Source organism: Variovorax sp. 10L421, from assembly GCF_056395365.1.
The window spans coordinates 107,435-133,954 of sequence record NZ_JBFTJJ010000010.1 but is presented as its reverse complement, the minus strand read 5'-3'; the positions used below and the strand labels follow the sequence as shown (position 1 = coordinate 133,954).

Below are 26,520 nucleotides of genomic sequence, written 5' to 3'. Positions count from 1 at the left end.
TGGAGCGTGAACCAGCCGCCGAAAATAACCCCAAACAAAAGGCGGGCCGATCCAGCAGGATGGCCCGCCTTTTTGCTTTTTTCCTCTCTTTCCTTACTGTCGTCCGATGTCCGTCTCCACCCATGGCCTTCGCGTTCATCGCGGCCCGCAGATGCTTCGCGCTGCGGTGGAGCTGTTTTCGTCGATGCGCTTCGCGATCGCGCTGCTCACCATCATCTGCATCGCGTCGATCATCGGCACCGTGCTCAAGCAGCATGAGCCGATCAACAACTACATCAACCAGTTCGGGCCGTTCTGGGCCGAACTGTTCCGCGCGGCCAGGCTCGACTCGATCTACAGCGCCTGGTGGTTCCTGCTGATCCTGCTGTTCCTCGTGATCAGCACCGCGCTGTGCATTGCGCGCAACACGCCGCGCATCATGGTCGACCTCAAGACCTTCAAGGAAGACATCCGCGCGCAGAGCCTCAAGGCCTTCGGCCAGCGCGCCGAGAACCGGCTCGGCGAAACGCCCGAAGCGGCGGCCAACCGCATCGGTCAGCTGCTGGTGAGCGGTGGCTGGAAGGTCAAGCTGCAACGGCGCGACGCCACCAGCGGCAGCCGGCCGACTGCCGCCGGCTGGATGGTCGCCGCGCGCGCCGGCGGTGCCCACAAGCTGGGCTACATCGCGGCGCACAGCGCCATCGTGCTGGTGTGCATCGGCGGCCTGCTCGACGGCGACCTGGTGGTGCGCGCGCAGACCTGGTTCAACGGCAAGAGCGTGTTCACCGGCGGCGGCATGATCGCCGACGTGGCGCCGGAGCACCGCCTGTCGGCCGCCAACCCGACCTTCCGCGGCAACATCCTCGTGCCCGAAGGCGGGCAGGGCAGCGTGGCCATCCTGAACCAGTCTGACGGCGTGCTGCTGCAGGAGCTGCCGTTCTCCATCGAGTTGAAGAAGTTCATCGTCGACTACTACTCGACCGGCATGCCCAAGCTGTTCGCGAGCGAGGTGGTGCTGCACGACCGCGAGACCGGCGCGCAGGTGCCGGCGCGCATCGAGGTCAACCATCCGGCCAGCTACAAGGGCGTGGAGATCTACCAGTCGAGCTTCGACGACGGCGGCTCCAGGGTGAAGCTCAAGGCGGTGCCGATGGCGGCCGCGGCCAAGCCCTTCGAGGTGGAGGGCATCATCGGCGGCCCGAGCACCGAGATCACCAACGGCCGCGACAAGCTCACGCTCGAGTTCGCCGCGCTGCGCGTGATCAACGTCGAGAACTTTGCCGATGGCGGCGCCATGGGCAGCGGCGCCGACGTGCGCAAGGTCGACCTGCGCCACGACATCGAGTCGCGCCTGGGCGCCGCCAACAAGACCAACAAGCCGAAGGTGCTGCGCAACATCGGCCCGAGCATCGGCTACAAGCTGCGCGACGCCGCCGGCCAGGCGCGCGAGTACCAGAACTACATGGTGCCGGTCGACACCGGCGACGGCCAGCCGGTGTTCCTGCTGGGGATGCGCGAGAAGCCCGAGGATCCGTTCCGCTACTTGCGCGTGCCCGCCGACGAGCAGGGCTCGATGGACGGCTTCGTGCGCATGCGCGCCGCGCTCGGCGATGCCGACACCCGCGCCCGTGCCATTGAGCGCTACATCGCGAAGGCCACCGACCCCAAGCGCCCGGAGATGGCCGAGCAACTGCGCGTATCGGCCACCCGCGCGCTGGCGCTGTTCGCGGGCACCGAGCGCGCCAAGGCCGACGCCACCACGGCGGGAGGCTGGCAGGCGATTGCCGAGTTCATGGAAGTCAACGTGCCCGAGGCCGAGCGCGAGCGCGCCGGCGGCGTGCTGGTGCGCATCCTCAACGACGTGCTGTTCGAGGTGCTCAACCTGGGCCGCGAAGGCGCCGGCCTTGCCGCGCTGCCGAACGACCAGAAATCGCAGGCCTACCTGACGCAGGCGGTGCTGGCCATCAGCGACGCACATTTCTACCCGGCCCCGGTCGCGATGATGATGACCGACTTCACCCAGGTGCAGGCCAGCGTGTTCCAGGTGGCGCGTGCCCCTGGCAAGAACGTCGTCTATCTGGGCTGCCTGTTGCTGATCGTCGGGATTTTTGCCATGCTGTATGTGCGCGAGCGCCGCCTCTGGGTGTGGCTGACGCCCGACGGCACGGCTGCCGAAGGCCAGACATCCGGGACAGCGGCCACGATGGCGTTCTCGGTCAATCGCAAGACCATCGACAGCGACCGCGAATTCGAGCACCTCAAGCACAAGCTGCTCGCCCTGAGCAAGACAGAAGCACAGACACGATGAACACCACGACCCTCACGCTCAATGAAAGCTGGCTTTCGCGCCGCAACCCGTTCGACTGGGTGTTCGCGGTGCTGGTCCTGGCCGGTGGGCTGTTTGCGTTCACGCGGTACGCGGGGTCGATGGACTACTACGAGAAGCCGATCCTGGCCGCTGCCGTGATCGCGATGATCGCCATCGGCTGGTTCTGGCGGCCGCTGCGGTTGCTGGCCATCATCGTGGCTGCGGCGTCGCTGCTGGCCATCAGTTCGTACCAGGGCGAGCTGGCGCGCGCCGACACGGTGTTCTGGCTCAAGTATTTCCTGTCGAGCCAGTCGGCCATCCTCTGGATGAGCGTGCTGTTCTTCATGAGCACGCTGTTCTACTGGCTCGGCTTTTTCGGCGGCAAGCAGTCGGACACCTTCGACATGATTGGCTCGCGGCTGGCCTGGGCGGCCGTGACGATGGCGCTGATCGGCACCATGGTGCGCTGGTACGAAAGCCACCAGCTCGGACCGGACATCGGCCACATCCCGGTCAGCAACCTGTACGAAGTGTTCGTGCTGTTCTGCTGGCTCACGGCCGCGTTCTATCTCTACTTCGAAGAGCGCTACAAGACGCGCGCGCTCGGCGCCTTCGTGATGCTGGTGGTCAGCGCGGCGGTCGGCTTCCTGCTCTGGTACACGATCGTGCGCGAGGCGCACGAAATCCAGCCGCTGGTGCCAGCCCTGCAGAGCTGGTGGATGAAGCTGCACGTGCCCGCCAACTTCATCGGCTATGGCACCTTCTCGCTCGCGGCCATGGTGGCCTTCGCCTACCTCATCAAGGAGCAGGCCGACGAAAAGCGCTGGTACAAGCTCACGCCGATCTGGCTGCTGGGCGTGGCGCTGTGCTTCGTGCCGGTGGCGTTCCGCCAGCGCGTGCAGGAAGCCGGCGGCAGCTACTGGGTGGTCTATGCGGGTATTTCCGCGCTGATCGCGGCCGGCATCCTCCTGGGACGCAAGCGCATCGCGGCGCGGCTGCCGGCCAACGAAGTGCTCGACGACGTCATGTACAAGTCGATCACCGTCGGCTTCGCCTTCTTCACCATCGCTACTGTGCTCGGCGCCCTGTGGGCCGCCGACGCCTGGGGCGGCTACTGGAGCTGGGACCCGAAGGAAACCTGGGCGCTGATCGTCTGGCTCAACTACGCGGCCTGGCTGCACATGCGGCTGGTAAAGGGCCTGCGCGGCACCGTGGCGGCGTGGTGGGCGCTGGGTGGACTGGCGGTCACCACCTTCGCCTTCCTCGGCGTGAACATGTTCCTGAGCGGGCTGCACAGCTACGGCACCCTGTAGGCACGGGCCTGCGGTCTTTCGCGAAGAATTGAAACCGCGCGCCGCTGCGGCGCGTAACCAAATCGGGACTGCTCACGAACTACCCTGAGCACAACGATTCACGCGAAAGGCCTGCCATGTCGTTCCAATCCCGACCGATCCGTCGCAGCAACAGCGACAACGGCTTCATCCACCCGCTGTCGAGCGAGATCACGCCGCGTGCCGCCTACGAAGGCCGGCGCGACCTGCTCAAGCTCATGGCGGGCGGCGCGGCGGGTGCGGCGCTGGCCGGCTTCGCCTCGCGCGAAGCCTGGGCCCAGGCCGAGCGGCCCAACAAGCTCGCGCCGCTGCCAGGTGGCAAGTCGGCCGTGCCGGGGGCCATGTCGATGGACAAGCTCACAGACTACAAAGACGTCTCGAGCTACAACAACTTCTACGAGTTCGGCACCGACAAGGCCGACCCGGCCAAGAACGCCGGCACGCTGAAGACGCGGCCGTGGACCGTGGAGGTCGAAGGCCTGGTCAAGAAGCCGGGCAAGTTCGGCATCGAAGACCTGCTCAAGCTCAGCGCTCAGGAAGAGCGCATCTACCGCCTGCGCTGTGTCGAAGGCTGGTCGATGGTCATCCCGTGGGTCGGCTATTCGCTGGCCGAACTGATCAAGAACGTCGAGCCGCAGGGCAACGCCAAATACGTCGAGTTCGTGACGCTGGCCGACCCGAAGACCATGCCTTTTGTCGGCTCGCGCGTGCTCGACTGGCCCTACACCGAAGGCCTGCGCATGGACGAGGCGATGCACCCGCTCACGCTGCTGGCTTTCGGCATGTACGGCGAGGTGTTGCCCAACCAGAACGGCGCGCCGGTACGGCTCGTGGTGCCGTGGAAGTACGGCTTCAAGTCGGCCAAGTCGATCGTCAAGATCCGCTTCGTCGAGAAGGAGCCGAGCACCGCGTGGAACAAGGCGGCGGCCAACGAGTACGGCTTCTACTCGAACGTGAACCCGAACGTCGACCATCCGCGCTGGAGCCAGGCGACCGAGCGCCGCATCGGCGACGGCGGCGGCTTGTTCGCCAAGCGGCGCAAGACCGAAATGTTCAACGGCTACGAAGCCCAGGTCGGCCAGCTGTATGCGGGCATGGACCTGAAGAAGAACTACTGAGCGCGCCCCGGCAACCGGCGCCCGCCCCATGAACAAGCTGCTCATGCATCCGGCGACCAAGCCGGTCATCTTCCTGCTGTGCCTGCTGCCGTTCGCGCGGCTGGCCTACGGCGCCTTCACGGACGGGCTCGGTGCCAACCCGGCCGAGTTCCTGATCCGCGCCACCGGCGACTGGACGCTGCGCTTCATTTGCATCGTGCTGGCGGTGACGCCGCTGCGCGTGATGACCAAGTGGAATGCACTCGCACGCCTGCGCCGCATGCTGGGCCTGTTCGCGTACTTCTACGTGGTGCTGCACCTGCTGTGCTACAGCTGGTTCGACATGGGATTCGAGTGGGGCGACATCGCCAAGGACATCGCGAAGCGGCCGTTCATTTTGGTGGGCTTCTCTGCCTTCGTGCTGCTGACGCCGCTGGCGGCCACCTCTTTCAACCGCGCCATCAAGGCAATGGGCGCGAAGCGCTGGCAGATGCTGCACAAGCTGGTCTACGTGATCTCGGGGCTCGGGCTGCTGCACTTCTTCTGGATGCGCGCGGGCAAGAACAACTTCGCGGAAGTGTTCGTCTATGCCGCGATCATTGCCGCGCTGCTCGCGTGGCGGGTGTGGAATTTCGCGAGCAAGCGCAAGGCGAAGCCTCCCGCGGTGGCGGTGCGCGGCAGCGAGAAGCCGCTGCGCACCGGCTGAGCACCGGCAATCAGCCGTCGATCTCGGCGCGCAGCTGGTCTTCCATCGTCTCGCGGCGGCGGATCAGCTTGGCGGTGGCGCCGCTCACCAGCACTTCGGCGGCACGGCCGCGCGTGTTGTAGTTGCTGGACATGCTCATGCAGTACGCGCCGGCCGACAGCACGGCCAACAGGTCGCCGGCGACCACGTTGAGCGCGCGGTCGCGGCCGATCCAGTCCCCGCTCTCGCAAACCGGGCCGACCACGTCGTAGGTCGGTGCATCGCCGGCGCGGCTGCGCAGCGGCACGATGCGCTGGAAGGCCTGGTACATCGCGGGGCGCGGCAGGTCGTTCATGGCCGCGTCGACGATGCAGAAGTTCTTGTCTTCACCGGGCTTGGTGTAGAGCACCTCGGTCACGCAGACGCCGGCATTGCCGACCAGCGAGCGGCCGGGTTCGATCACCAGCTTGCGCTGGCCGAAGTTGCGTGCGTCGAGCTTGGCGAGCAGCTGCCGCCAGAGCGCATCGGCCTTGGGCGGCACTTCGCCGTTGTAGTCGATGCCCAGGCCGCCGCCGAAGTCCAGGTGATGGATCGGCACGCCGGCTGCCTCGATCGCCTCGACCAGGTCCAGCACGCGATCGCAGGCGTCCAGGTAGGGCGAGGCTTCGGTGATCTGCGAGCCGATGTGGCAGTCGATGCCCACCACCTCCAGGCCCGGCAGCCGCGCGGCGTGCCGGTACGCCTCGACCGCGCGGTCGTGCGCGATGCCGAACTTGTTGCCCTTGAGGCCGGTGGAGATATAGGGGTGCGTCTTGGGATCGACGTTCGGATTGATGCGGATGCTGATGGGCGCGCGCTTGCCCTCGGCCAGCGCCACCTCGTTGAGCACGTCGAGCTCGGCTTCGCTCTCGACGTTGAAGCAGGCGATGCCGGCGGCAAGGGCCTCGCGCATTTCCGCGCGGGTCTTGCCGACGCCCGAGAAGATGATCTTCTTCGGATCGGCGCCCACGGCCAGCACGCGTGCCAGCTCGCCGCCCGAGACGATGTCGAAGCCGCAGCCGGCCTGCGCGAACACGCGCAGCACGCCGAGAGACGAGTTGGCCTTCATCGCATAGCAGATGAGGGCGTCGCGGCCCTCGAAGCCGCGCTGGTAGGCCGCGAGGGCATCCAGCATCCATTGCTTCGAGTAGACGAAAAGAGGGGTGCCGTGCTCGCGCGCCAGCGCTTCGAGCGCGACGCCTTCGACGTGCAGCGCGCCATCGCGTTGCGCAACGTGCGGCTGGCCGGGCAGGGCGATGGGGTTGATGCCGGCACTCATTTGCGCGGTTCCGTGTTGTTGCTGGCCGGTGCGCTGGCGGCAGCGGCCGGTGCGGGCGCCGCCTCGCTGGAGATGGACGAAGAGGACCGCAGGCTCTCGGGCGTCATGAGCTGCGGCAGCGTGGCTCGTCCGGCGGCGGCAGGATCGGTCGGCAGGTACAGCGCACCGCGCTGTCCGCAGGCAACCAGGGCGGTGGTACCTGCAACGAGGCAGACCATGAGCGCAGCGCGGGCGCGGGTGCTCACTAGAATTTGGCGAACGTTCAACATAGCGAAATTGTAATGACCGACACCGAGTACATGGACCGCGCCGAAGCCGCGCTCGCCGCCATTGAGCAGGGATGCGACCGCATCAACGATGCGACCGACGCCGACATCGACAACCAGAGGGTGGGCGGGATGATCACGATTTCATTCCGCAACGGCAGCCAGTTGATCGTGAACCTGCAGAAGCCCCTGCAGGAAATCTGGCTTGCCGCGCGTTCCGGTGGCTACCATTACCGCCACGACGGCCAGGCCTGGGTCGATACCAAGACCGGAGAAGAATTCTTCGGCAACCTGTCGCGTGAAGCGACCCTGCAGGCAGGCCAGCCGCTGACGTTCGCGGCCGCCTGACTCTTCTTCTTCGTCGTCAGTTGCGGAACAGGTCGAGGATGCGGTTGCGCTCCTCGGGCGGGGCCGGCGGGCTCACCGGGGCGCCGGTCAGGGCTTCCACCGGCGCCGCAGTCGCGGATTCCACGCCCAGGCTTGCCACGCCGCGTCCCGGCGCGTAGTCGTCGTAGTACCACTCGCCGCCCACGTTCACGATGCCGGAAGGCGGTGCGGTGGCGATGTCGGTCACGGGGATGCCCTTGATCGCGGTCTCCATGTAGGCGATCCAGATCGGCAGGCTCAGGCCACCGCCGGTTTCGCGGTCGCCCAGGTTGCGCGGCGTGTCGTAGCCGATCCACGAAATGGCCGTCATGGTGGGCTGGAAGCCCGCGAACCACGCGTCGAGCGAGTCGTTGGTGGTGCCGGTCTTGCCGTACAGGTCGGGGCGCTTGAGCGTCGCCTGTGCCTTGGCGGCGGTGCCGGCACGGGCCACCGACTGCAGCAGCGTGTCCATGATGAAGGCATTGCGCTGGGGAATCGCGCGGTTCGCCTCGTTGAGCACCGAGGGTTGCTTGTCGACCAGCACCTTGTCCTTGTGGTCGGTGATGCGGGTCACGAGGTACGGATTGACACGGTAGCCGCCGTTGGCGAACACCGAGTAGCCCACCGCCATCTGCATCGGCGTGACCGAGCCGGCACCCAGCGCCATCGGCAGGTAGGCCGGGTGCTTTTCCTTGTCGAAGCCGAAGTTGGTGATCCACTCCTGCGCGTAGCGCGTGCCGATGGACTGCAGGATGCGGATCGACACGAGGTTCTTCGACTTCATCAGCGCGGTGCGCATCGACATCGGGCCGTCGTAGCCGCCGCCGTAGTTCTTGGGCTCCCACGGCTGGCCGCCGGTGGTGCCGGCGTCGAAGAAGAGCGGGCCGTCGTTGATGACCGTGGCGGGGGTGAAGCCCTTCTCGAGCGCCGCCGAATAGATGAACGGCTTGAAGCTCGAACCCGGCTGGCGCCAGGCCTGCGTGACGTGGTTGAACTTGTTCTTGCCGAAATCGAAGCCGCCGACCAGTGCCTTGATGGCGCCGTCGCGCGGGTCCATGGCGACGAACGCGCCTTCCACTTCGGGCAACTGCGTGATCTCCCAGGTGTTCTTGGGCGTCTTCACCACGCGGATGACCGCGCCGCGGCGGATCTTGATGTTGGGCGGGGCCTTGTCGGAGAGGCCGGACTGCGCGGGCTTGAGGCCCTCGCCGGTGATCTGCACGGGGTCGCCGTTGCCGCGCACGGCATCGATCTGCTTGGGCGTGGCCTTGAGGACGACCGCGGCCATCACGTCGCCGTTGTCGGGGTGGTCGTTGAGCGCATCGTCCACGGCCTCGTCGAGGTCCTTGGCGTCGTTGGGCAGGTCGACGAACTTCTCGGGGCCGCGATAGATCTGGCGACGCTCGTAGTCCATGATGCCCTTGCGCAGCGCCTTATAGGCCGCGGCCTGGTCGGCTGCCACCAGTGAGGTGTAGACCTTGAGGCCGCGCGTATAGGTGCTGTCGCCGTACTGCGCGTACATCAGCTGGCGCACCGTTTCGGCCACGTATTCGGCATGCAGGCGGTTCGGATCGGCGGCGTCGCGCAGATGGAGTTCTTCCTTCTTGGCTTCGGCGGCCTGCTCGGCGGTGATGAAGCCGGCTTCCTGCATGCGGTCGATCACGTAGAACTGGCGGCCGCGCGCGCGTTGCGGGTTGTTGACCGGGTTGTTCGCGCCCGGCGCCTTCGGCAGTCCGGCCAGCATGGCAGCCTGGGCAATCGTGAGGTCCTGCAGCGGCTTGCCGAAATACGCTTCGGAAGCGGCGGCAAAGCCGTAGGCGCGGTTGCCGAGGTAGATCTGGTTCAGGTAGATCTCGAAGATCTGGTCCTTGGTGAGCAGGTGCTCCAGCTTGAAGGTCAGCAGCACCTCATAGATCTTGCGGGTGAGCGTCTTCTCGGAACTCAGGTAGACATTGCGCGCCACCTGCATCGTGATGGTCGATGCGCCCTGGCTCTTCACGCGGTTCATGTTCGCCAGGCCCGCGCGCACCATGCCCTTGTAGTCGACCCCGCCGTGGTCGTAAAAGCGCGAGTCTTCGGCCGCGAGCACTGCGTCTTTCACGACCTTCGGAATGGCCGAGATCGGGGTGAGGTTGCGGCGCTCCTCGCCGAACTCGCCGATCAGGGTGCCTTCGGCCGAGAAAACCCGCAGCGGCAGCTTGGGCCGGTAGTCGGAGAGCTCACTGATGTCGGGCAGGTTCGGGTATGCGACCGCCAGGGCCACCGCCACCACGCACAGCACCGCGAGCACGCCGGCTGCGGCAATGCCGAACCCCCAGAAGAAAAAGCGCAACAGCCATTTCAGCCAGGTCGGGCGCTGGGACTTGGGGGAGGGGGTCTTGGCTGGCCCTTTGGGGCTTGAGGTTTCTTGCATGGAGGGCCGGAGAGTCACCCGACATTATAAAAAGCCGCTCTCTTTGCACGATCCGATCTTTTGTTGCTGCTGCATCGCTCTAATTCAAAAGTTACAGAATGCAGATTTGACGTCAGGTTTTGACAACGCTTGAGGGTTTTGCCCCCCGCGGTTGCTTGGTTGCCGCCACGCCTGCTGCTAGCATGCAACCGAACGCATTTTTTTCTATTGGTTACAAATACAGGGGGAGAGGGACCTAACTTGGCTGCTCTTGGATCATTGTTTCGTCGTCAGAACGCTCCCCTGCTGGGGCTGGATGTCAGTTCGTCCAGCGTCAAGCTGGTCGAGCTCGGCCGTGAGGCCAGCGGCAAGCTGGTTCTGGAACGCTGCGCCATCGAACCCCTGGAACGTGGCTGGATCACCGACGGCAACGTCGAGAAGTTCGACGAAGTGGCGGAAGCCGTCCGGCGCGTCGTCCGCAAGAGCGGCACGCGCACCCGCAACGTGGCGCTCGCCCTGCCGCCCTCGGCCGTGATCACGAAGAAGATCATTCTTCCGGGCGGCATGAGCGAGCAGGAACTCGAGATCCAGGTCGAGTCCGAAGCCAACCAGTACATCCCGTTCTCGCTGGACGAAGTCAGCCTCGACTTCTGCGTCACGGGGCCGAGCACCACGTCCGCAGGCGACGTGGAAGTGCTGATCGCCGCGTCCCGCAAGGAAAAGGTGCAGGACCGCGAAGGCCTGGCGGAAGCCGCCGGCCTGAAGGCGATGATCCTCGACGTCGAGTCCTATGCCTCGCGCCTGGCGACCGCCCGCCTGATTGAACAGCTGCCCGGCAAGGGCGTGGACTCGATCGTGGCGCTATTCGAAGTGGGCGCCTTCACCACCAGCATGCAGGTGCTGCGCAACCAGGAAGTGCTGTACGACCGCGATCAGGCGTTCGGCGGTGCCCAGCTGACGCAGCTGATCGTGCGCCAGTACGGTTTTTCCGCCGAGGAAGCCGAAGCCAAGAAGCGCAGCGGAGACCTCCCCGACGACTACGGCTCCGGCGTGCTCAAGCCCTTCGTGGAGGGCATCGCGCAGGAAATCGCGCGTGCGCTTCAGTTCTTCTTCACGAGCACGCCGCACAACCGCGTCGACTACGTGCTGCTGGCTGGCGGCTCGGCGTCGCTGCCGGGCCTGACCAACGCAGTCACGCGGCAGACCTCGTTTGCCTGCTCTCTGCTGAACCCCTTCGACGGCATGGACTTCAGTTCGAACATCCGTGAAAAGAAGGTCCGTCGCGAAGCGCCGTCCTACCTGACCTCTTGCGGGTTGGCCATGCGGAGGTTCCTGCAGTGATCCTCATCAATCTGCTTCCGCACCGCGAAGCTGCACGCAAGCGGCGGCGCGAGGCCTTCTTTGGCACCTTGGGTGCTGCAGCGGTGCTCGGCCTGCTGATCGCCGGCCTGGGCTACCTCTGGTTCGAGGCCCAGATCTCGGCGCAGCAATCGAAGAACGGCTTTCTCCAGGCCGAGATCAAGAAGCTCGAAGTCGAGATCAAGGAGATCTCGACGCTGCAGGAAGAAATCGCAGCGCTGCGCGCGCGCCAGCAGGCCGTCGAGGACCTGCAGGGCGACCGCAACCTGCCCGTGCACCTGCTCAACGAACTGGTTCGGCAGCTGCCCGACGGCGTCTACCTGACCAGCATGAAGCAGGACAACCAGACGGTCACGCTGCAGGGCATGGCGCAGTCGAACGAACGGGTTTCGGAACTGCTGCGCAACCTGGGCAACAACAGTCCCTGGCTGGTCAAGCCGGAGCTGGTCGAGATCACGTCGGCGAACGTGAACCTGACCCCGCGCGACCAGCGCCGCGTTGCGAACTTCACGATGCGCATTGGCCTGAAACGCCCCACCGATGCTCAAAAGGCCGCTGCCGACAAGGCCGTGGCTGCGGCGGCGCAATCCAAGGGGTAACGGAACATGGCAAGCAATCGCCCCTCCCAGAAAATAGATGTCGGCGCTGCATTGCAGCGTTTCGGCGAGCAGTTCCGCGGGCTCAACCCGAACGATCCGTCGATGTGGCCAGCGGTGCCGCGGTACGCGCTTTGCCTGGCGGTCACCGCCCTGGTGCTGGTCGCCCTGTGGTTCGTCTGGCTGACCAACTCGAACGACGAGCTCGAGAGCGAACGTTCCAAGGAAGTCGCGCTGAAGGCCGACTACCAGAAGAAGGTGGCCCAGGCGGCCAACCTCGAACTGCTGAAGAAGCAGCGTGAACAGGTGCAGCAGTACGTGACCCTGCTCGAGAAGCAGCTGCCCAGCAAGGCCGAAATGGACGCCCTGCTGTCGGACATCAACCAGGCAGGCCTCGGTCGCAGCCTTCAGTTCGAGCTGTTCCGTCCGGGGCAGGTGTCGGTCAAGGACTATTACGCCGAGCTTCCGATCGCCGTTCGCGTGACCGGGCGGTATCACGACATGGGCGCCTTTGCCGCCGACGTCGCGGGCCTCTCGCGCATCGTGACGCTGAACAACATCACCGTCACCCCGCAGAAGGACAAGGACGTGCTGACGATGGACGCCACCGCGCGCACCTTCCGCTACCTCGACGAAGACGAGCGGGCTGCGCAGAAGCGCGCCGCCGCACCGAAGGCGAAGAAATGAAGATCGCCGCCAAAGTACTGTGGCTGACACTGGCCGCGCTGGGCTTGAGTGCCTGCGACTCCGGGCAGGACGACCTGCAACGCTGGATGGCCGAGCAGCGCGCCCAGGTGAAGCCCTCGGTGCCGCCCATTTCAGAGCCCAAGAAGTTCACGCCGCAGACCTACACCGAGGCCTCGTCGTTCGAGCCCTTCAACATCCTGAAGCTGACGCAGGCGCTCCGCCGCGAATCGAACCAGCCGAGCACTTCGGAGCTGATAGCGCCCGAACTGGCACGCCGTAAGGAGGCGCTCGAAGCCTTCCCGCTCGACTCGATGGCAATGGTCGGCAGCATGAACCGCAACGGCCAGCCAGTGGCGCTGGTCCGTGTCGACAAGCTGCTCTACAAGGTTCGCGTCGGCGAATACCTGGGACTCAACTACGGGCGCATCACCCGTATCAACGAAACCGAAGTCGCCTTGCGTGAGATCGTGCAAGACGCCGCCGGTGAATGGATCGAACGCGTCGCGACGCTGCAGCTGCAAGAGAGTGCGAAATGAACCAAAAGAAATCAACGATGGCACAGTGGCTGCGCGCTGCCGGCCTGGGTCTGCTGGCCTTCGGTGCATTGGCCGTGGCCCATGCGCAAAACGCCATCCAGGCCGTGACCAGCTCGACTCAGTCCGGCGCGGAAGTGATCCGCATCGATCTGGCGCAACCGCTCACGGCGGTGCCTGCCGGGTTCGCCGTCCAGGCGCCGGCCCGCATTGCGCTCGATTTTCCGGGCGTCACGAATGCCATCGGCCGTTCCGCGATCGAAGTGAACCAGGGCAACCTGCGTTCGGTGAACGTGGTCCAGGCCGGTGAACGCAGCCGCGTGGTGCTGAACCTGAAGCAGGCCACCGCGTACAAGGCCGAGATCCAGGGCAATTCGCTGCTGGTCATTCTCGAGCCGGTGGCCGGCTCGGCGCTCGTCGCGTCTGCCGGCACGACCTTCGCGGAAAACCGCAACCGGGACATGCTGCCGCTGCGGGACGTCGATTTCCGCCTTGGCGCCGACAGCACCGGCCGGGTCATCGTCGATCTTCCGAACAACCAGGTCGGCGTCGACGTCAAGCAGCAGGGCAAGAACCTCGTCGTGGAGTTCACCAAGTCGACGCTGCCCGAGGGCCTGCGCCGCCGCCTCGACGTGGCCGACTTCGGAACGCCGGTCCAGCTGATCACTTCGCAGCAGTCGGGCGACCGCGTGCGCATGACGATCGAGGCCAAGGGCGACTGGGAGCACAGTGCCTACCAGAGCGAGAACCAGTTTGTTGTCGAGGTCCGCGCCCGCAAGGTCGATCCGACCAAGCTGACGCAAGGCGTGGGCTACAACGGCGAAAAGCTGTCGCTCAACTTCCAGAACATCGAAATCCGTTCGCTGCTGCAGGTGATTGCCGACTTCACGAACTTCAACATCGTGACCTCGGATTCGGTGAACGGCGCGCTGACGCTGCGGCTGAAGGACGTGCCCTGGGATCAGGCCCTCGACATCATCATGCAGGCGAAGAACCTGGGCATGCGCAAGAACGGCAGCGTGCTGTGGATTGCGCCCAAGGATGAAATCAACGCCAAGGAAAAGCTCGAATTCGAGGCCAAGGCCGCGATCGAGAACCTGGAGCCGCTGCGCACCCAGTCGTTCCAGCTCAACTACACCAAGGCGATCGCGATTGCGCAGGGGCTGACCGGCACGGGTGCCTCGTCTGGCGGCGGTGGCGGTGGCGGTACGACGACTCGCATCCTGAGCCCTCGCGGCAGCGTCATCGCCGAGTCGCGTACCAACCAGCTCTTCGTGTCGGACGTTCCGTCGCGCCTGGCCCAGATCACCGATCTGATCCAGAAGCTGGACATCCCGGTTCGCCAGGTGTTGATCGAGGCTCGCATCGTCGAAGCGTCCGATACCTTCGGCAAGTCGCTCGGCGTGCGGCTGGGCGGCGGCATCGCTGGCGAGCGCTTCGCATCGTCCGCCGGCAACCGCGCATTCGCCAATCTCGGCGCGATGCCCGTCGTCACGGCGGGCACCAATGGCGGAGCCAGCACGGCCACCTCCACGTTCACCAACTCCAACTTCATCAACCTCCCGGCGGGCGATGCGGGCGGCACGGGCAACGCGGCAGGCACCTTCGCGATCTCGCTGTTCAACTCGAGCTTCTCGCGCATGCTGAACCTCGAAATCTCGGCGCTCGAAGCCGACGGCAAGGGCAAGCTGGTGTCCAGCCCCCGCGTCATCACGGCCGACCAGACCAAGGCGCTGATCGAGCAGGGCGAGGAAATTCCGTACCAGCAGGCCACGTCCAGCGGCGCCACCTCGATCTCGTTCCGCAAGGCGGTGCTGAAGCTGGAAGTCACGCCGCAGATCACGCCGGAAGGCAACATCATCCTGACGCTGGACGTGAGCAAGGACGCCCGGGGCGTGAACACGTCGGCGGGTCCGGCCATCAATACCAAGCACGTGCAGACCGAAGTGCTGGTCGAGAACGGCGGCACGGTCGTCATCGGTGGTATCTTCGAGCTCACCGAAACCAATGACGAATCGCGCGTGCCGGTGCTGGGTGAAGTGCCCTACCTGGGGGCACTGTTCCGCAAGCGCGAACGCGTTGCCAACAAGACCGAAATGCTCGTCTTTATCACTCCGAAGATGATTACCGACCGCAACGCCGCGCGCTGACGCGCGGGCGTAGCAGCCACCGCGTGGCGGTCGCACTCGTCGGCTTGCCCGGCGCCGGAAAATCCGCAGTGGGCCGGCGCCTGGGGATGCGGCTGGATCTCCCCTTCATCGATACCGATCACGTGATCGAGCAGCGCATCGGCTGCTCGATCCGCGATTACTTCGAGCGCGAAGGCGAGGTGGCTTTCCGGGATCTCGAGCAAACCGTCATTGCCGAGCTGGCGGCCAATGCCCACGGCGTGCTGGCCACCGGCGGCGGTGCGGTGTTGCGGGAGGCCAACCGCAACCAGCTGCGCGATCACTTCCACGTGATCTACCTGCGCTCCTCCCCCGAAGACCTGTTCCGGCGCCTGCGCCACGACGTCAAGCGCCCCCTGCTGCAGGTGGCTGACCCGTTGGGGCGGCTGCGGGAACTGCACGATGCGCGCGACCCGTTCTACCGGGAAACCGCTCACGACGTGGTCGATACCGGCCGTCCCACGATCGCGATGCTGGTGAACATCATCGTGATGCAGCTCGAGCTGGCGGGCATCGTCGAGCCGGGCGCCCATCCGGAAGAGCCCACTGCCTGAACCTGCGCCGGCTGCAGCGCCTAAACTCGCTGCCCATGTCCCTGCCCGTACTTTCCGCCCCGACCGAACGCGTCGACATCCAGCTCGGCGACCGCAGCTACCCGATCCTGATCGGTGCCGGCCTGCTGGACGATCCCCTTAGCTTCGCCGCCACGCCCGCCGCCGCCACGGCCCTGATCGTCAGCAACACCACGGTGGCGCCGCTCTATGCCAAGGCGCTGCAGGGTGCCCTGGCGGGCCGTTTCCGCACGGTCCACCTGCTGGAGCTGCCCGACGGCGAGGTGCACAAGAACCTGCAGACGCTGAACCTGATCTTCGACGACCTGCTGGGTCACGGCAGCGACCGCAAGACCGTGTTGTTCGCCCTGGGCGGCGGCGTGGTGGGCGACATGACGGGCTTTGCCGCCGCCAGCTACATGCGCGGCGTGCCTTTCGTGCAGGTGCCGACCACGCTGCTGGCGCAGGTCGATTCCTCGGTCGGCGGCAAGACGGCCATCAACCACCCGCTCGGCAAGAACATGATTGGCGCGTTCTACCAGCCGCAACTGGTGGTCTGCGACCTGGCCACGCTGCAGACCCTGCCGCCGCGCGAACTCAGTGCCGGACTGGCCGAAGTCATCAAGTACGGCCCGATCCACGACATGGCGTTCTTCGACTGGATCGAAGCCAACATCGACGCCCTCGTCGCGCGGGAGCCGGCCGCGCTGGCCTATGCCGTCAAGCGCAGTTGCGAAATCAAGGCGCTGGTGGTCGGGCAGGACGAGCGCGAAACCGGCCTGCGCGCGATCCTTAATTTCGGCCACACCTTCGGCCACGCGATCGAGTCGGGCCTCGGCTATGGCGAATGGCTGCACGGCGAGGCCGTGGGCTGCGGCATGGTCATGGCTGCACGGCTGTCGCAGCGGCTCGGCGGCGTCGATGCCGCCTTCGTCGAACGGCTCACGCGCCTGATCGAGCGGGCCGGCCTGCCGATCGTGGGTCCTGTGTTGGGCGCGGACCGCTACCTGGAACTGATGCGCGTCGACAAGAAGTCGGAGGCCGGCGAGATCCGCTTCGTGGTGATCGACCGGCCCGGCTCCGCCGTGGTCCGCAGCGCACCCGACGCGCTCGTGCGCGAAGTGCTTGCGCAGAGCTGCGCGGCGCAATGAGCCTCGCGGCCTATGCCTGCCTGCCCGCGCGGTCGCGCGGTCGCCGGCATGCCGAGCCGCCCGCGCCCACGCGCGACGCTTTCCAGCGCGACCGCGACCGCATCGTGCATTCCACGGCCTTTCGCCGGCTGGTCTACAAGACGCAGGTGTTCCTGAACCACGAGGGCGACCTGTTCCGCACCCGGCTCACGCACTCGCTGGAAGTCGCGCAGCTCGGCCGTTCGATCGCACGGGCCCTGCGCATCAACGAAGACCTGGTCGAGGCGATCGCCCTGGCGCACGACCTGGGCCACACGCCCTTCGGCCATGCGGGCCAGGACGCGCTCAACGAGTGCATGGCTGCGCACGGCGGCTTCGAGCACAACCTTCAGAGCCTGCGCGTGGTCGATGCGTTGGAGCATCGATATCCGCAGTACGACGGACTGAACCTCAGCTTCGAGACCCGCGAGGGCATCCTCAAGCACTGCTCGCGCGCGAACGCCGAACGCCTGGAGGCGGCCGAACCGCACGGCGTGGCCCGGCGTTTCCTCGACCGCACCCAGCCGGGGCTGGAGGCGCAGCTGTGCAACCTTGCCGACGCCATTGCCTACAACGCCCACGACATCGACGACGGCGTGCGCTCGGGGCTCATCGGCGTCGAGCAGTTGTCCGAGGTCGAGCTGTTCGAGCGCTACCGCCGCGAGGCGCTCGCCGAGCATCCGCAGCTGCAGGGCCGCCGCGTGCTCTACGAGACCATCCGGCGCATGCTGAGCGCGCAGGTCTACGACGTGATCGATGCGACCCGCGCGGCGCTCGAAGCCCTCGCACCGGCCGACGCCGACGCGGTGCGCAAGGCTCCGCCTGTCGTCGCATTCAGCGCCGCCATGCAGGCCCAGTCGGAAGACCTCAAGCGCTTTCTTTTCCGCAACCTCTACCGGCATCCCCAGGTCGCCCAGACCACCGACCAGGCGCGCGACGTGGTGCAGGAGCTGTTCGAGGCCTATCTCGAGCGCAGTGCCGAGATGCCTGCTTCCTATGCCGAGCGCCACGACAGGCACCGTGCCGTGGCCGACTACATCGCCGGCATGACCGATCGTTTCGCCATGCGCGAACACGAGCGGCTCACGGGGCGCCGGGGCATCGCGTGAGTCCATCCGCAGCCCGGCCGCACGTTCCCGCCGCCGCCCTGGCCGTCCTGCTGGGCGGCGTCAGTGCGGCGTTGCACCTGGGCAAGCTGCCGCCCGCCGTGCCGGCGCTGCAGGCATCGCTCGGCATTGGCCTGGTCGAGGCGGGATTCCTGCTGTCGCTGGTGCAGGTCGCGAGCATGACGCTGGGGCTGCTGGCCGGGCTCGCGGCGGACACCATCGGCTTGCGACGCAGCATGCTGACGGGCCTGGCAGTGCTGACGGTCGCCAGCCTGCTGGGCGGCATGGTCGCCGGGGCGCACGCCGTGCAATGGCTGCTCCTGCTGCGTGCCGTCGAAGGCATCGGTTTCCTGCTGACGGTCATGCCGGGGCCGGGGCTGATCCGCGCCCTGACCCCGCCGGGTGCGGACAAGGCGGCGCTGGGCCTCTGGGGTGCCTACATGCCGCTCGGCGTGGCCCTCGCGCTGCTGCTGGGCCCGGCCCTGATCGCCTGGGGTGGATGGGCGGATTGGTGGTGGGCACTGTCGATCGTGTCGGCCGGGGCCGCACTCTGGCTGTGGCTGGCGGTGCCAGCCGACCGGCTTCGCCCCGCCGTGGCGAGCCACGAGGCCGCCGGCGGCTGGTCTGCGCGCCTGCGTGCCACGGTCGGTGCGCGCGCGCCCTGGCTGGTGGCGTTGACCTTCGCCGTGTACTCGTCGCAATGGATGGCGGTGATCGGCTTCCTGCCCGCCATCTATGCCGGCGCGGGTGTACCGGCCGCCTGGAACGCGGTGCTCACTGCGCTCGCAGCCGCCATGAACATCGTCGGCAACATTGCAGGCGGCCGCTGGCTGCAGCGCGGCGTGGCGCCGGAGCGACTGCTGCAGCTCGGTTTCCTGACGATGGCGCTCGGGGGCGTGGCCGCCTTCGCGCAGGCAGGGCAGGGCCCGGACGCCTTGGGCCTGCCGCCCGCGCTGCGCTACATCGCCGTGTGCGCGTTTTCGCTGGGCGGCGGCATGGTGCCGGCCACGCTGTTCCTGCTGGGTGTGCGGCTGGCACCGGGGCCCTCCACTGTGTCCACGACGGTCGGCCTCATGCAGCAGGCGTCCTCGCTCGGCCAGTTCCTGGCCCCGCCCGCAGTGGCGTGGATGGCTCATCGCGTTGGCGGCTGGCACTGGACCTGGACCGCCACGCTGGCTTGCTCGCTGGTCGGCATGGCGATCGCGCGGCGCCTGGGGCGGATTCGCCCTGCGGCGGAGATGGCATGACCCACCCGGCGACAATCGCATCTGCCCAGGCCGAAGCCGACACGCGGCGCTGGCTCGAACGCGCGGTGATCGGCCTCAACCTGTGCCCGTTCGCAAAGGCCGTGCACGTGAAGGCGCAGGTCCACTACGCCGTGTACGAGCCGGCCGAGGAGACCGGCCTGATGGACGAGCTTCTTGCCGAAGCAAAAGACCTTGCCGCACTCGACGCCGCCGTGCGCGACACCACCCTGCTGATTGCACCGAACACCTTGGCCGACTTCCTGGACTTCAACGACTTCACGGCGCGTGCCGAACGCCGGCTTGCGCGCGCCGGTTTCGACGGGGTGTTCCAGCTGGCGAGCTTTCATCCGCGCTTCCAGTTCGCCGGCACCGATGCCGACGATATCGGCAATGCCACCAACCGCGCGCCGTACCCCACGCTGCACCTGCTGCGCGAAGACAGCGTGAGCCGCGCGGTCGAGGCGTTCCCCGAGGCCGAGGCCATCTTCGAACGCAACATCGACACGCTCGAAGCACTGGGCTCCGAAGGCTGGGCGGCGCTCGACGTCGGCCCCGGGAGCGCCAAGCCATGAACACGAACAATGCGACAAGAACCGTGAAAACGAACAAGGCCGCCAAGGCCGACGCAGAGCTGGCCGACGCGCTGCGCCCCGGCCAATCCATCGAACTGCTCAAGGAACTGCACATCCTGACCCGCGAGGGCCGGCTCAACCAGGACTCGCGGCGCAAGCTCAAGCAGGTCTACCACCTGTTCCAGTTCATCGAGCAACTGCTGCGCGACTTGCCGGAAGAGGGCGCGGGCGCGACGCTGGCCGACCATGGCGCGGGCAAGTCGTACCTCGGCTTCATCATCTACGACCTGTTCTTCCGGCCGCGCCAGGGCAGCGGCCACGTCTACGGCATCGAGACACGCGGCGAACTGGTCGAGCGCTCGCGCGCGCTGGCGCAGCGCCTGGGCTTCGAGCGCATGTCGTTCCTGAACCTCACCGTGGCCGAGTCGGCGCAGGCGAGTGAATTGCCGGCGCAGATCGACGTGGTCACCGCGCTGCATGCCTGCGACACCGCGACAGACGACGCCATCGCCTTCGGCTTGGCCAAGAAAGCGCGCTGCATGGTGCTCGTTCCCTGCTGCCAGGCCGAAGTGGCCGCCTGCCTGCGCGAAACCAAGGCGCTCGCACTGTCGCGCACCCCGCTGGCCGAGCTGTGGCGCCATCCGCTGCACACGCGCGAAATCGGCAGCCAGCTCACCAACGTGCTGCGCTGCCTGTATCTTGAAGCCAACGGCTACAGCGTCACGGTGACCGAGCTGGTCGGCTGGGAGCACAGCATGAAGAACGAGCTGATCCTGGCGCGCTACACCGGGCAGCGCAAGGCAAGCGCGGCCACGCGGCTGCGCGAACTGCTGGCGCAGTTCGGACTCGACGCTCTGGGCGATACGCGCTTCCGCCTGTCCTGAAAAAATTCGGGCTGCGCGGCGTGGAATCGATTCGGGAATACCGCGCAACCGGCTCTGCCGGGCCGCTGGTGTGGCCCCCGGTCGGGGGAAGGCGAAGCGACATGCAGCGCGCGCAGCCCGGGGGCGAGCAATAGATGGCCCGTCTTCCCCGACTCACCCTGGCCGGCATGCCGCACCACGTGATCCAGCGCGGCAACAACCGCCAGCCGATCTTCGTGGACCGCGCGGACCGCGAGAAACTGCTCGCGCTGCTGGCCGAGAACGCTGCGCGTTTCGGCATCGCGCTGCACGCCTACGTGCTCATGGACAACCACTTCCACCTGTTGGCCACGCCCGACAGTCCCACCGGCCTGCCCCAGTTCATGCAGTCGGTGGGGCGCAGCTACGTGCGCTACTTCAACGACCGCCATGGCCGCAGCGGCACGCTGTGGGAGGGCCGCTACCGGTCCACGCTGATCCAGACCGACCGCTACCTGCTGACCTGCATGGCCTACATCGACCTCAACCCGGTGCGCGCGGGCATGGTGGCCGATGCGCGCGACTTTCCCTGGTCCAGCCATGGCCACTACGCCGGACTGCGGCACGACCGCCTGCTGACCCCCCACCCGCTGTATTGGGAGCTCGGCAACACCCCGTTCGCGCGCGAGGCCGCGTATGTCGAACTGGTGCGCGGCGGGGTGCGTGCGGCCGACCAGCGCGCGCTGACCGAGGCGACATTGCGGGGCTGGGCCGCTGGCGACGACGACTTTCTCGACAGCCTGCAGAAGTCCACCGACCGCCGGGTAGTCAAAGCCAAGGCCGGTCGGCCGCCATCGAACACTTCATCCTGAGGTGAAAAAGCAGCGTCGGCTGGCTGATGCATTGGCTCTTTTGCTCCTTTTTTTAATATGTCCCCAATTTAATTCTGACTAGATAACTCAAGATTTAATGGGAATCTGACCCCTATTAAAGTGTTTGGCATTCTTTGTGCATCGCAATATGCTCCATTTCCCTGCGAAAACTGAAGGAGCGCGCCATGACGACGGCTGCCGAGATCAAACATCTCCAAGAACACGGTCTGTATTCCGGTGCCGACGAGCACGATGCCTGCGGCGTCGGCTTCGTGGCCCATATCAAGGGCGAGAAGAGCCACGCCATCGTGCTGCAGGGCCTCAAGATTCTCGAGAACCTCGACCATCGCGGCGCAGTGGGCGCTGACAAGCTGATGGGCGACGGTGCCGGCATCCTGATCCAGCTGCCCGACCATCTTTACCGCGAAGAAATGGCGAAGCAGGGCGTCACGCTGCCCCCGCCCGGCGAATACGGCGTCGGCATGATCTTCCTGCCGAAGGAGCACGCCTCGCGCGAAGCCTGCGAGCAGGAAATGGAACGCGCCATCAAGGCCGAAGGCCAGGTGCTGCTCGGCTGGCGCGACGTGCCGGTCAACCGCGACATGCCCATGTCGCCCACCGTGCGCGAAAAGGAACCGCTGCTGCGCCAGGTCTTCATCGGCCGCGGCAACGACGTGATCGTGCAGGACGCGCTGGAACGCAAGCTCTACGTGATCCGCAAGACCGCCAGCGCCAACATCCAGCGCCTGAAGCTCAAGCACAGCAAGGAATACTACGTTCCCAGCATGTCGAGCCGCACCGTGGTCTACAAGGGCCTGCTGCTGGCCGACCAGGTGGGCACCTACTACCTCGACCTGCAGGACAAGCGCTGCATCTCGGCCCTGGGCCTCGTGCACCAGCGCTTTTCCACCAACACCTTCCCCGAGTGGCCGCTGGCCCACCCGTACCGCTACGTCGCCCACAACGGCGAAATCAACACGGTCAAGGGCAACTACAACTGGATGAAGGCGCGCGAAGGCGTGATGTCGTCGCCCGTGCTGGGCGCCGACCTGCAGAAGCTCTACCCGATCAGCTTCGCGAACCAGTCCGACACCGCCACCTTCGACAACTGCCTCGAGCTGCTGACGATGGCCGGCTACCCCATCAGCCAGGCCGTGATGATGATGATCCCGGAGCCCTGGGAACAGCACGCCACCATGGACCCGCGCCGCCGCGCGTTCTATGAATACCACGCCGCCATGCTCGAGCCGTGGGACGGCCCGGCCTCCATCGTGTTCACCGACGGCCGCCAGATCGGCGCCACGCTCGACCGCAACGGCCTGCGCCCCTCGCGCTACTGCGTCACCGACGACGACCTCGTCATCATGGCTTCCGAATCCGGCGTGCTGCCCGTGCCCGAGCAGAAGATCGTGCGCAAGTGGCGCCTGCAGCCCGGCAAGATGTTCCTGATCGACCTGGAGCAGGGCCGCATGATCGACGACGAGGAGGTCAAGGCCACCCTCGCCAACAGCAAGCCCTACAAGCAGTGGATCGAGAACCTGCGCATCAAGCTCGACAGCGTCAAGGCCGAGCCGGTCTCGGCGCCGCTGAGTCAAGTTGCATTGCTCGACCGCCAGCAGGCCTTCGGCTACACCCAGGAAGACATCAAGTTCCTGATGAGCCCGATGGCCCAGGCCGGCGAAGAAGGCATCGGCTCCATGGGCAACGACAGCCCGCTGGCCGTGCTCTCCAGCAAGAACAAGCCGCTGTACAATTACTTCAAGCAGCTGTTCGCGCAGGTGACCAACCCGCCGATCGACCCGATCCGCGAAGCGATCGTGATGTCGCTGGTGTCCTTCATCGGCCCCAAGCCCAACCTGCTGGACATCAACCAGGTCAACCCGCCGATGCGGCTCGAAGTGAGCCAGCCGATCCTTGACTTCGCCGACATGGCGAAGCTGCGCGACATCGGCAAGTACACGCAGGGCAAGTTCAAGAGCTACGCGCTCGACATCACCTACCCGCTCGCATGGGGCGACGAAGGCGTCGAAGCCAAGCTGGCCTCGCTGTGTGCCGAAGCGGTGGATGCCATCAAGGGCGGCCACAACATCCTGATCATCAGCGACCGTGGCGTGAGCCCGACGCAGGTGGCCATCCCTGCCGTGCTGGCCCTCTCGGCCGTGCACCAGTACCTGGTTCGCGAAGGCCTGCGCACCACCGCCGGCCTCGTGGTCGAGACCGGTTCGGCGCGCGAAGTGCATCACTTCGGCGTGCTCGCGGGCTACGGCGCTGAAGCCGTGCACCCGTACCTCGCGATGGAAACCCTGGCGGCCATGCACGCCGACATGCCGGGCGAGCTGAGCGCCGACAAGGCGGTCTACAACTACGTCAAGGCCATCGGCAAGGGCCTGTCGAAGATCATGTCGAAGATGGGTGTCAGCACCTACATGAGCTACTGCGGCGCGCAGCTGTTCGAAGCCATCGGCCTGAACAGCGAGACGGTGAACAAGTACTTCACCGGCACCGCCAGCCGCGTGGAAGGCATCGGCGTCTTCGAGATCGCCGAGGAAGCCATCCGCATGCACAAGGCCGCCTTCGGCGACGACCCGGTGCTGGCCCACATGCTCGACGCCGGCGGCGAATACGCCTGGCGTACGCGCGGCGAAGAGCACATGTGGACGCCCGACGCCATCGCCAAGCTGCAGCACAGCACGCGCGCCAACAACTGGAACACGTACAAGGAATACGCGCAGCTCATCAACGACCAGAACCGCCGCCACCTCACGCTGCGCGGCCTGTTCGAGTTCAAGATCGATCCGGCCAAGGCGATTCCGGTGGACGAGGTCGAATCGGCTGCGGAGATCGTCAAGCGTTTCGCCACCGGCGCGATGTCGCTCGGCTCGATCAGCACCGAGGCGCACGCCACGCTCGCGATTGCCATGAACCGCATCGGCGGCAAGAGCAACACGGGCGAGGGCGGTGAAGACCCGGCGCGCTACCGCAACGAACTCAAGGGCATCCCGATCAAGCAGGGCGACACGCTCAAGAGCGTGATCGGCGCGGCCAACGTCGAGGTCGACCTGCCGCTCGCGGACGGCGACTCGCTGCGTTCGCGCATCAAGCAGGTCGCGTCGGGCCGCTTCGGCGTCACCGCCGAGTACCTGCACTCGGCCGACCAGATCCAGATCAAGATGGCGCAGGGCGCCAAGCCGGGCGAGGGCGGCCAGCTGCCGGGCGGCAAGGTGACCGAATACATCGGCAAGCAGCGCTATGCCGTGCCGGGCGTGGGCCTCATCAGCCCGCCGCCGCACCACGACATCTACTCGATCGAAGACCTGGCCCAGCTCATCCACGACCTGAAGAACACCGCGCCGCACGCCAGCATCAGCGTGAAGCTGGTGAGCGAAATCGGCGTCGGCACCATCGCGGCCGGCGTGGCCAAGTGCAAGAGCGACCACGTCGTGATCGCCGGCCATGACGGCGGCACGGGCGCCTCGCCCTGGTCGTCGATCAAGCACGCGGGCAGCCCGTGGGAAATCGGCCTGGCCGAAACGCAGCAGACCCTGGTGCTCAACCGCCTGCGCAGCCGCATCCGAGTGCAGGCCGACGGCCAGATGAAGACCGGCCGCGACGTCGCCATCGGCGCGCTGCTGGGCGCCGACGAGTTCGGCTTCGCCACCGCGCCGCTGGTGGTCGAGGGCTGCATCATGATGCGCAAGTGCCACCTGAACACCTGCCCGGTGGGCGTGGCCACGCAAGACCCGATCCTGCGCAAGAAGTTCTCGGGCAAGCCCGAGCACGTCGTCAACTACTTCTTCTTCGTTGCGGAAGAAGTGCGACAGATCATGGCCCAGCTCGGAATCCGCAAGTTCGACGACCTGATCGGCCGCGCCGACCTGCTCGACATGCGCAAGGGCATCGAACACTGGAAGGCCTCGGGCCTCGACTTCAGCCGCCTGTTCGCGCTGCCGAACGTGCCGGCCGAGGTGCCGCGCTTCCATGTGGAGAACCAGGACCATGGTCTCGAACGCGCGCTCGACGTGAAGCTCATCGAGAAGTCGCGTCCCGCCATCGAGAAGGGCGAGAAGGTGCAGTTCATCGAGGTGGCGCGCAACGTCAACCGGTCGGTGGGCGCCATGCTTTCGGGCGCACTGACCAAGGTGCATCCGCAGGGCCTGCCCGACGACTCGATCCGCATCCAGCTCGAAGGCACGGGCGGCCAGTCGTTCGGCGCCTTCCTGGCGCGAGGCATCACGCTGTACCTCATCGGCGACGCCAACGACTACACGGGCAAGGGCCTCTCCGGCGGCCGTGTGGTGGTGCGCCCCAGCCTCGAGTTCCGCGGTGAAGCGGCGCGCAACACCATCGTCGGCAACACGGCGCTGTACGGCGCGACCACCGGCGAGGCCTACCTGTGCGGCGTGGCCGGCGAACGCTTCGCCGTGCGCCTGTCGGGCGCCACGGCGGTCATCGAAGGCACCGGCGACCACGGCTGCGAGTACATGACCGGCGGCACGGTGGCAGTGCTCGGCAAGACGGGCCGCAACTTCGCGGCCGGCATGAGCGGCGGCGTGGCCTTCGTCTACGACGAGGACGGCCAGTTCGCCACGCGCTGCAACCTCTCGATGGTCTCGCTCGACAAGGTGCTGACCTCCGCCGAGCAGACCGCCAGCGTGCATCGCAAGATCTGGCACGGCGGCGTGACCGACGAAGCGCAGCTGAAGAAGCTGCTCGAAGAGCACCACCGCTGGACCGGCAGCAAGCGCGCGCGCGAACTGCTCGACAACTGGTCGGTGTCGCGCACGAAGTTCGTGAAGGTGTTCCCGAACGAATACAAGCGCGCGCTCGCGGAACTGCACGACCGCAAGGTCGAGCTCACGAGCAGCGGCAACAACGCGCACATCGGCCYCGAGCCGCATGCGCTGGCCCCCGCACCGCAAACGGCCCCGGCCGCAGCTTGAAGATCAACCAAAACAGAATGAATCCCTGTACGGCATGCAGCGCGTGAAACAGTCACAGCCCCTTCGGGGAACACCGCGGAACCGGCTTTGCCGGGCCGCTGGTGTTGCCCCCTTGAGGGGGGAGGCGGCTACACGC

Annotated in this window: 21 protein-coding genes; 18 read left to right on the top strand and 3 right to left on the bottom strand. The window is 66.3% G+C overall.

Translation table 11 applies throughout. From position 1 onward, the window contains the following. The first annotated feature begins 106 nt into the window (after window positions 1-106). The 4 genes from AC1DFC_RS15430 to AC1DFC_RS15415 all read left to right on the top strand — a co-directional run bounded on the left by AC1DFC_RS15430 (window position 107) and on the right by AC1DFC_RS15415 (window position 5,421). Window positions 107-2,287 (top strand): cytochrome c biogenesis protein ResB, encoded by a 2,181-nt coding sequence (locus tag AC1DFC_RS15430; protein ID WP_413332245.1) that lies wholly within the window; start codon window positions 107-109, stop codon window positions 2,285-2,287. Beyond that, window positions 2,284-3,600: a c-type cytochrome biogenesis protein CcsB gene (gene ccsB / locus AC1DFC_RS15425; protein ID WP_007835203.1), complete on the top strand. Its 1,317-nt coding sequence runs from the start codon at window positions 2,284-2,286 to the stop codon at window positions 3,598-3,600. The genes AC1DFC_RS15430 and ccsB overlap by 4 nt, the downstream gene beginning before the upstream one ends. 116 nt (window positions 3,601-3,716) lie before the next feature. Further along, window positions 3,717-4,736, top strand: a complete 1,020-nt coding sequence (msrP, locus tag AC1DFC_RS15420) for a protein-methionine-sulfoxide reductase catalytic subunit MsrP (RefSeq protein WP_007835206.1) — start codon at window positions 3,717-3,719, stop codon at window positions 4,734-4,736. A 28-nt stretch (window positions 4,737-4,764) separates the two neighbouring features. Further along, entirely contained in the window at window positions 4,765-5,421 is a 657-nt protein-coding gene (locus AC1DFC_RS15415) for a protein-methionine-sulfoxide reductase heme-binding subunit MsrQ (RefSeq protein ID WP_413332251.1), read from the top strand. 10 nt (window positions 5,422-5,431) lie between these two features. On the opposite strand, the gene lysA is transcribed toward AC1DFC_RS15415, so the two are convergent. Together lysA and lptM are read right to left on the bottom strand one after the other, a co-directional pair. Beyond that, entirely contained in the window at window positions 5,432-6,718 is a 1,287-nt protein-coding gene (gene lysA, locus AC1DFC_RS15410) for a diaminopimelate decarboxylase (protein ID WP_413332253.1), read from the bottom strand. Beyond that, window positions 6,715-6,987, bottom strand: a complete 273-nt coding sequence (gene lptM, locus AC1DFC_RS15405) for an LPS translocon maturation chaperone LptM (RefSeq protein WP_413332255.1) — start codon at window positions 6,985-6,987, stop codon at window positions 6,715-6,717. The genes lysA and lptM overlap by 4 nt, the downstream gene beginning before the upstream one ends. A 12-nt stretch (window positions 6,988-6,999) precedes the next feature. On the opposite strand from lptM, the gene cyaY reads away from it, so the two are divergent. Continuing rightward, complete coding sequence (gene cyaY, locus AC1DFC_RS15400; protein WP_413332257.1) at window positions 7,000-7,332, top strand: iron donor protein CyaY; 333 nt, start codon at window positions 7,000-7,002, stop codon at window positions 7,330-7,332. A gap of 16 nt (window positions 7,333-7,348) precedes the next feature. On the opposite strand, the gene AC1DFC_RS15395 is transcribed toward cyaY, so the two are convergent. Continuing rightward, on the bottom strand, window positions 7,349-9,763 hold the full coding sequence (locus AC1DFC_RS15395; RefSeq protein ID WP_007835212.1) for a penicillin-binding protein 1A: 2,415 nt from the start codon (window positions 9,761-9,763) through the stop codon (window positions 7,349-7,351). Between the two features lie 240 nt (window positions 9,764-10,003). On the opposite strand from AC1DFC_RS15395, the gene AC1DFC_RS15390 reads away from it, so the two are divergent. From AC1DFC_RS15390 to AC1DFC_RS15330, 13 genes are all read left to right on the top strand, one after another. Further along, window positions 10,004-11,083, top strand: coding sequence for a pilus assembly protein PilM (locus tag AC1DFC_RS15390; protein ID WP_007835214.1), 1,080 nt, complete (start codon window positions 10,004-10,006; stop codon window positions 11,081-11,083). Continuing rightward, a complete protein-coding gene (locus AC1DFC_RS15385) occupies window positions 11,080-11,700 on the top strand; it encodes a PilN domain-containing protein (RefSeq protein WP_007835215.1) in 621 nt (206 codons plus the stop codon). The genes AC1DFC_RS15390 and AC1DFC_RS15385 overlap by 4 nt, the downstream gene beginning before the upstream one ends. Window positions 11,701-11,706: 6 nt before the next feature. After that, entirely contained in the window at window positions 11,707-12,384 is a 678-nt protein-coding gene (locus AC1DFC_RS15380; protein ID WP_007835217.1) for a type IV pilus inner membrane component PilO, read from the top strand. Continuing rightward, complete coding sequence (locus tag AC1DFC_RS15375) at window positions 12,381-12,920, top strand: pilus assembly protein PilP (protein ID WP_007835218.1); 540 nt, start codon at window positions 12,381-12,383, stop codon at window positions 12,918-12,920. The genes AC1DFC_RS15380 and AC1DFC_RS15375 overlap by 4 nt, the downstream gene beginning before the upstream one ends. Further along, entirely contained in the window at window positions 12,917-15,067 is a 2,151-nt protein-coding gene (locus AC1DFC_RS15370) for a type IV pilus secretin PilQ (protein ID WP_007835221.1), read from the top strand. The genes AC1DFC_RS15375 and AC1DFC_RS15370 overlap by 4 nt, the downstream gene beginning before the upstream one ends. Before the next feature lie 23 nt (window positions 15,068-15,090). Further along, on the top strand, window positions 15,091-15,639 hold the full coding sequence (locus AC1DFC_RS15365; protein ID WP_042673659.1) for a shikimate kinase: 549 nt from the start codon (window positions 15,091-15,093) through the stop codon (window positions 15,637-15,639). A 35-nt stretch (window positions 15,640-15,674) separates the two neighbouring features. Then, on the top strand, window positions 15,675-16,787 hold the full coding sequence (gene aroB / locus AC1DFC_RS15360) for a 3-dehydroquinate synthase (RefSeq protein WP_478179525.1): 1,113 nt from the start codon (window positions 15,675-15,677) through the stop codon (window positions 16,785-16,787). Next, a complete protein-coding gene (locus tag AC1DFC_RS15355; protein WP_007835227.1) occupies window positions 16,784-17,914 on the top strand; it encodes a deoxyguanosinetriphosphate triphosphohydrolase in 1,131 nt (376 codons plus the stop codon). The genes aroB and AC1DFC_RS15355 overlap by 4 nt, the downstream gene beginning before the upstream one ends. Continuing rightward, a complete protein-coding gene (locus AC1DFC_RS15350; protein WP_413332261.1) occupies window positions 17,911-19,158 on the top strand; it encodes an MFS transporter in 1,248 nt (415 codons plus the stop codon). Before AC1DFC_RS15355 ends, AC1DFC_RS15350 begins: the two co-directional genes overlap by 4 nt. After that, window positions 19,155-19,730, top strand: coding sequence for a DUF1415 domain-containing protein (locus AC1DFC_RS15345; RefSeq protein ID WP_413332262.1), 576 nt, complete (start codon window positions 19,155-19,157; stop codon window positions 19,728-19,730). Before AC1DFC_RS15350 ends, AC1DFC_RS15345 begins: the two co-directional genes overlap by 4 nt. After that, the gene (locus tag AC1DFC_RS15340) at window positions 19,727-20,614 is read left to right on the top strand and encodes a class I SAM-dependent methyltransferase (RefSeq protein ID WP_413332264.1); all 888 of its coding nucleotides are present in this window, start codon (window positions 19,727-19,729) and stop codon (window positions 20,612-20,614) included. The genes AC1DFC_RS15345 and AC1DFC_RS15340 overlap by 4 nt, the downstream gene beginning before the upstream one ends. 134 nt (window positions 20,615-20,748) lie before the next feature. Next, window positions 20,749-21,444 (top strand): transposase, encoded by a 696-nt coding sequence (locus tag AC1DFC_RS15335; protein WP_007835236.1) that lies wholly within the window; start codon window positions 20,749-20,751, stop codon window positions 21,442-21,444. Window positions 21,445-21,629: 185 nt separating this feature from the next. Then, a complete protein-coding gene (locus AC1DFC_RS15330; protein ID WP_478179524.1) occupies window positions 21,630-26,384 on the top strand; it encodes a glutamate synthase-related protein in 4,755 nt (1,584 codons plus the stop codon). Window positions 26,385-26,520: the final 136 nt, after the last annotated feature.

Bases quoted from the DNA above. Each gene is read 5' to 3' on its own strand.
- AC1DFC_RS15370 (WP_007835221.1), top strand. From the start codon at position 12,917: ATGAACCAAAAGAAATCAACGATGGCACAGTGGCTGCGCGCTGCCGGC.
- lptM (WP_413332255.1), bottom strand. From the start codon at position 6,987: ATGTTGAACGTTCGCCAAATTCTAGTGAGCACCCGCGCCCGCGCTGCG.
- msrP (WP_007835206.1), top strand. From the start codon at position 3,717: ATGTCGTTCCAATCCCGACCGATCCGTCGCAGCAACAGCGACAACGGC.
- lysA (WP_413332253.1), bottom strand. From the start codon at position 6,718: ATGAGTGCCGGCATCAACCCCATCGCCCTGCCCGGCCAGCCGCACGTT.
- AC1DFC_RS15335 (WP_007835236.1), top strand. From the start codon at position 20,749: ATGGCCCGTCTTCCCCGACTCACCCTGGCCGGCATGCCGCACCACGTG.
- AC1DFC_RS15375 (WP_007835218.1), top strand. From the start codon at position 12,381: ATGAAGATCGCCGCCAAAGTACTGTGGCTGACACTGGCCGCGCTGGGC.
- AC1DFC_RS15345 (WP_413332262.1), top strand. From the start codon at position 19,155: ATGACCCACCCGGCGACAATCGCATCTGCCCAGGCCGAAGCCGACACG.
- cyaY (WP_413332257.1), top strand. From the start codon at position 7,000: ATGACCGACACCGAGTACATGGACCGCGCCGAAGCCGCGCTCGCCGCC.
- aroB (WP_478179525.1), top strand. From the start codon at position 15,675: ATGTCCCTGCCCGTACTTTCCGCCCCGACCGAACGCGTCGACATCCAG.
- AC1DFC_RS15415 (WP_413332251.1), top strand. From the start codon at position 4,765: ATGAACAAGCTGCTCATGCATCCGGCGACCAAGCCGGTCATCTTCCTG.
- AC1DFC_RS15340 (WP_413332264.1), top strand. From the start codon at position 19,727: ATGAACACGAACAATGCGACAAGAACCGTGAAAACGAACAAGGCCGCC.
- AC1DFC_RS15395 (WP_007835212.1), bottom strand. From the start codon at position 9,763: ATGCAAGAAACCTCAAGCCCCAAAGGGCCAGCCAAGACCCCCTCCCCC.
- ccsB (WP_007835203.1), top strand. From the start codon at position 2,284: ATGAACACCACGACCCTCACGCTCAATGAAAGCTGGCTTTCGCGCCGC.
- AC1DFC_RS15380 (WP_007835217.1), top strand. From the start codon at position 11,707: ATGGCAAGCAATCGCCCCTCCCAGAAAATAGATGTCGGCGCTGCATTG.
- AC1DFC_RS15355 (WP_007835227.1), top strand. From the start codon at position 16,784: ATGAGCCTCGCGGCCTATGCCTGCCTGCCCGCGCGGTCGCGCGGTCGC.
- AC1DFC_RS15430 (WP_413332245.1), top strand. From the start codon at position 107: ATGTCCGTCTCCACCCATGGCCTTCGCGTTCATCGCGGCCCGCAGATG.